Genomic DNA, 3,416 nt, shown 5'->3' on the forward strand with positions numbered 1-3,416 from the left:
CCGCCTGCCCGCCAGCCCGCCAGCCCGCCAGCCCGCCAGCCCGCCAGCCCGCCAGCCCGCCAGCCCGCCAGCCCGCCAGCCCGCCGCCGACCCACCAGCCCCCGGCGGCGCGCCCGACCATCCCACGGCCGCCGCTCAAGTCGTGCAACTGCGGCGATAGGTGCGGGCGCGGTGGCGTCCGGGCGGGACCGGACGTTGCGGGTCGGGTGGCGTTTGGTGGGCTCAGAGGGGCTCACAGCCGGCAGTGATGCAATTTCTCGGCACCGCACTCAGTGCAGGAAAATGTGCCGATAAATGCGCCCGCGATTATTTCCGAATGCCCTGGATACTCCTGTCGAGGCGGCCAGAATGTGGCAGAGGGAAGCCGAAAACGGGGGGACTGAACATGACGTCTAGGCGGCGATTGACGCTGTTGGCGGTAACTATCGCAGCCGCACCGCTCGTGCTGGGCGGGTGCACCGTGGGCCGGGACTCGGCGGCCGGGCCGGCCAAGGGACACGCCGCGCCGCCGGAACTCACCGTCACACCGGGGGACAAGACCCGTGACGTCCCGGTCAGCGCTGAGGTCGGTACGGCGGTCAAGGGTGGACGGGTCACCGCCATCCGGCTCACCGACGACAAGGGCGCGCAGGTCAAGGCCGAGCCGCGGGAGGACGGCTCGGGTTGGGTGCCGAGCGCGCCGCTGCAACCGCGGCGTACGTACACCGCGGAGGTGACCGCGACCGGCGACTCGGGTGCGACGACCACGCGAACCACCACGTTCACCACGATGGCCAAGTCCACGAAGCCGCAGATCACCAGCACGCTCTATTTCGTGGGCAACCGGACGTACGGCACGGCCATGCCGGTAACGGTGGCGTTCGACCCGGCAATTCCTAAAGAGGCCAGGGCGGATGTGCAGCGCCGGTTGTTCGTGAAGACGAATCCGCCGCAGCCGGGCGCCTGGTCGTGGCTGGAGGACGGCAGCCAGGTCTATTACCGGGCGCCCGATTTCTGGCAGCCCGGGACGACGATCAGTGTCCGGGCAGGGCTGGAGGGTCTGCCGATCGGCAAGAACCTGGTCGGGGACGCCGAACGGACCGCGACCTCGAACATCGGTAAACAGGTCTCGCTGGAGATCGACAACGCCACGAAGCAGATGACGGTGCTGCGCGACGGCAAGCTGGTGCGCCGCATCCCGGTCAGTCTGGGCAAGCCGAGCACGCCCAGTTCCAGCGGCAAGATGGTGATCATGGAGAAGCACGAGCGGACCACCTTCGACACCCGGGGTGAGCCGAACGGCGGCTACGTGGTCGACGTCGACGACGCCCAGCGGCTCACCTGGGGTGGCGAGTTCATCCACTCGGCCCCCTGGTCGGAGGGCGAGCAGGGCTACACCAACACCTCGCACGGCTGCGCGAACGTCTCCGCCACGGCCGCGGACTGGCTGATGGGGGTGACCCAGGTCGGTGACCTGGTCACCGTCAAGGGCACCGAGGTCGAGCTGCAACCCGGCAACGGCTGGACGGCGTGGAACGTGAGCTGGGACGAGTTCGTCAAGGGCAGCGCCCTACCGGTGCCGTCCGGGCTCAAGCCCGCGCCGGTCGCCCCGGCGCACCCGGGCGCGGTCGCCGGCGGGTCGCCCGCTCCGGCACCCTCGGTCAGCGGCCGCTGAGACACCGCTTCGGGCCGGCCCACCACGGCGGTGGGTCGGCCCGGGGCCGTCGCGGGCCAGCATTCACCCCAGGGGTACGCGGGCCACGCCGGCCCCGATCAGGCTGCCCAGCCAGAGCTGGTCGCCGTGCTGCCGTACCCCGGTGATCATCCAGTAGCGCCCGGCGGGGCCGTGCAGCGTACGACGGACCGTGCCATCGCCGTCGACCAGCGCGACCAACCCGTAGCGGCGCGGCTGCGGCTGCATGGCGTCGGGCAGCAGCGCGGCGAGCTGGCGCAGCCGCGGGTGCGGCAGCAGCCGTTCGGCGATGGGCACGCGGGGGCTGGGCAGGGCGATCCAGTACGTCCCGTCGCCCACCGCCGAGAGATTGTCCGGGTACGCCGGCAGGTCGGCGAGCACCCGCACGCCGCCGCTCAGCTCGACGCGGAGCAGCCGGTGGGTGGTGGTCTCCACCAGCATCAGCGCCGACTCGTCGGGGGTGAGCGCGATGCCGTTCGGGAAGTACAGCCCGTCGGCGACCACCTCGGTGCGCCCGGTGCGCGGGTGGTGGGCCAGCACGCGCCCGTTGGGGCGGTGCTCCAGCAGGTCCCGCTTCCAGTGCGAGACCGGGAACCGGTCCGACGAGTCGGTGAAGTAGACGGTGCCGTCGCGTGCCACCGTCGCGTTGTTGGCCAGGTGCACCGGCGGCGCCGTCCCGGTCAGTTCGCGGACCGCTCCGTCCGGCGTGACCCGCAGCAACCCGCGGTACGCGTCGCAGACGACGAGCGCCTCGCCGGACGGGTCCACCTCGATGCCCAGCGGCCGGCCGCCGGTCTCGGCCAGCAGCCGTCCTCGGGTGCCGGCCGGTGCGTCGACCGGCCACCACCAGAGGTTGCCGTCCTCGTCGCCGCTGACGACCCGGCCGCTCGGGTCGACGAGCACGTCCTCCGGTCCGACGGCGCCCGCGGGAAGGGGCAGGAGGTCGACCTGGTCGAGGCGGCGATCCGTGGCCGCCCACACGCCGCGAAGCGGGGGCGGGACGGTGGCCGGTTCGCGCACGGGCCGGATCAACCGTGGCGGGCGAGGTCGGGGGAGCACCATCGCGTCATTCTCCATCGCCGATGTCCGCCGTACCCGAATCGTCGGGCGCATGGCGCGCCACCTGGCCGTTGAGCCGAGCCCGACGCCCCTGGCCTCCACCCTCGGGCGGATGGCGAAAGTCCTGGGGGATGACCCTGGACGTACCCGGAATCACTCCGTGGACGGGCGAAACTGTCGGTGGTGGGGGCTAGATTTTACGGCATGGAAGAGCGCAGCGACCGGATCGACGTGCAGGTCAGCGTGGGTGACCGGGTGGTCCAGGTGCGGGTGGTCGGCGAGGTCGACATCGCCACCGTTGCCGCGTTCCGATCCGCGCTGTGGTCCGCGCCGGCACGGCCGGTCGTCCAGTTGGAGTTGTCCGGGCTGCGGCTGCTCTCAACCGCCGGGGTGCGCACCTTGCTCGCCGCGCACCTGCGGGTGCGGGCCCGCGGCGGTGAGCTGGTCATTGTCGATCCGACCCCGGTGGTGGCCCGGGTCCTGCGCGCCACCGGCCTGCACCGGGTGGTGCCGATCATCGAGCCCGCTCGCGTGGTCGAGGCCGCCCGTCGCGGGGCGCCCGCCGACCTGGTCGCACCCGCCCGCCGCCCGCCGGCCGCGACCGGTGGCCTGGTGCTGGCCGCCTGAGTCGGTCGCCGAGCCGTGGGGCGACCGTCGGGACGAGCTGTGCCCACGGCGGGCCGCG

3 protein-coding genes are annotated in these 3,416 nt (G+C 72.5%); 2 read left to right on the plus strand and 1 reads right to left on the minus strand.

Annotated features, from left to right (window positions below):
• The first annotated feature begins 385 nt into the window (after nucleotides 1–385).
• The gene (locus ACLQ24_RS21925; RefSeq protein WP_425893583.1) at nucleotides 386–1,654 is read left to right on the plus strand and encodes an Ig-like domain-containing protein; all 1,269 of its coding nucleotides are present in this window, start codon (nucleotides 386–388) and stop codon (nucleotides 1,652–1,654) included.
• A 63-nt stretch (nucleotides 1,655–1,717) separates the two neighbouring features.
• On the opposite strand, the gene ACLQ24_RS21930 is transcribed toward ACLQ24_RS21925, so the two are convergent.
• Entirely contained in the window at nucleotides 1,718–2,785 is a 1,068-nt protein-coding gene (locus tag ACLQ24_RS21930) for an SMP-30/gluconolactonase/LRE family protein (protein WP_425893584.1), read from the minus strand.
• A 150-nt stretch (nucleotides 2,786–2,935) separates the two neighbouring features.
• On the opposite strand from ACLQ24_RS21930, the gene ACLQ24_RS21935 reads away from it, so the two are divergent.
• Nucleotides 2,936–3,358, plus strand: a complete 423-nt coding sequence (locus ACLQ24_RS21935) for an STAS domain-containing protein (RefSeq protein WP_425893585.1) — start codon at nucleotides 2,936–2,938, stop codon at nucleotides 3,356–3,358.
• Nucleotides 3,359–3,416: the final 58 nt, after the last annotated feature.

It is taken from the genome of Micromonospora sp. DT4 (assembly GCF_049841675.1).
Classification (GTDB): Bacteria; Actinomycetota; Actinomycetes; order Mycobacteriales; family Micromonosporaceae; genus Micromonospora.

Bases quoted from the DNA above. Each gene is read 5' to 3' on its own strand.
- ACLQ24_RS21925 (WP_425893583.1), top strand. From the start codon at position 386: ATGACGTCTAGGCGGCGATTGACGCTGTTGGCGGTAACTATCGCAGCC.
- ACLQ24_RS21935 (WP_425893585.1), top strand. From the start codon at position 2,936: ATGGAAGAGCGCAGCGACCGGATCGACGTGCAGGTCAGCGTGGGTGAC.
- ACLQ24_RS21930 (WP_425893584.1), bottom strand. From the start codon at position 2,785: ATGCGCCCGACGATTCGGGTACGGCGGACATCGGCGATGGAGAATGAC.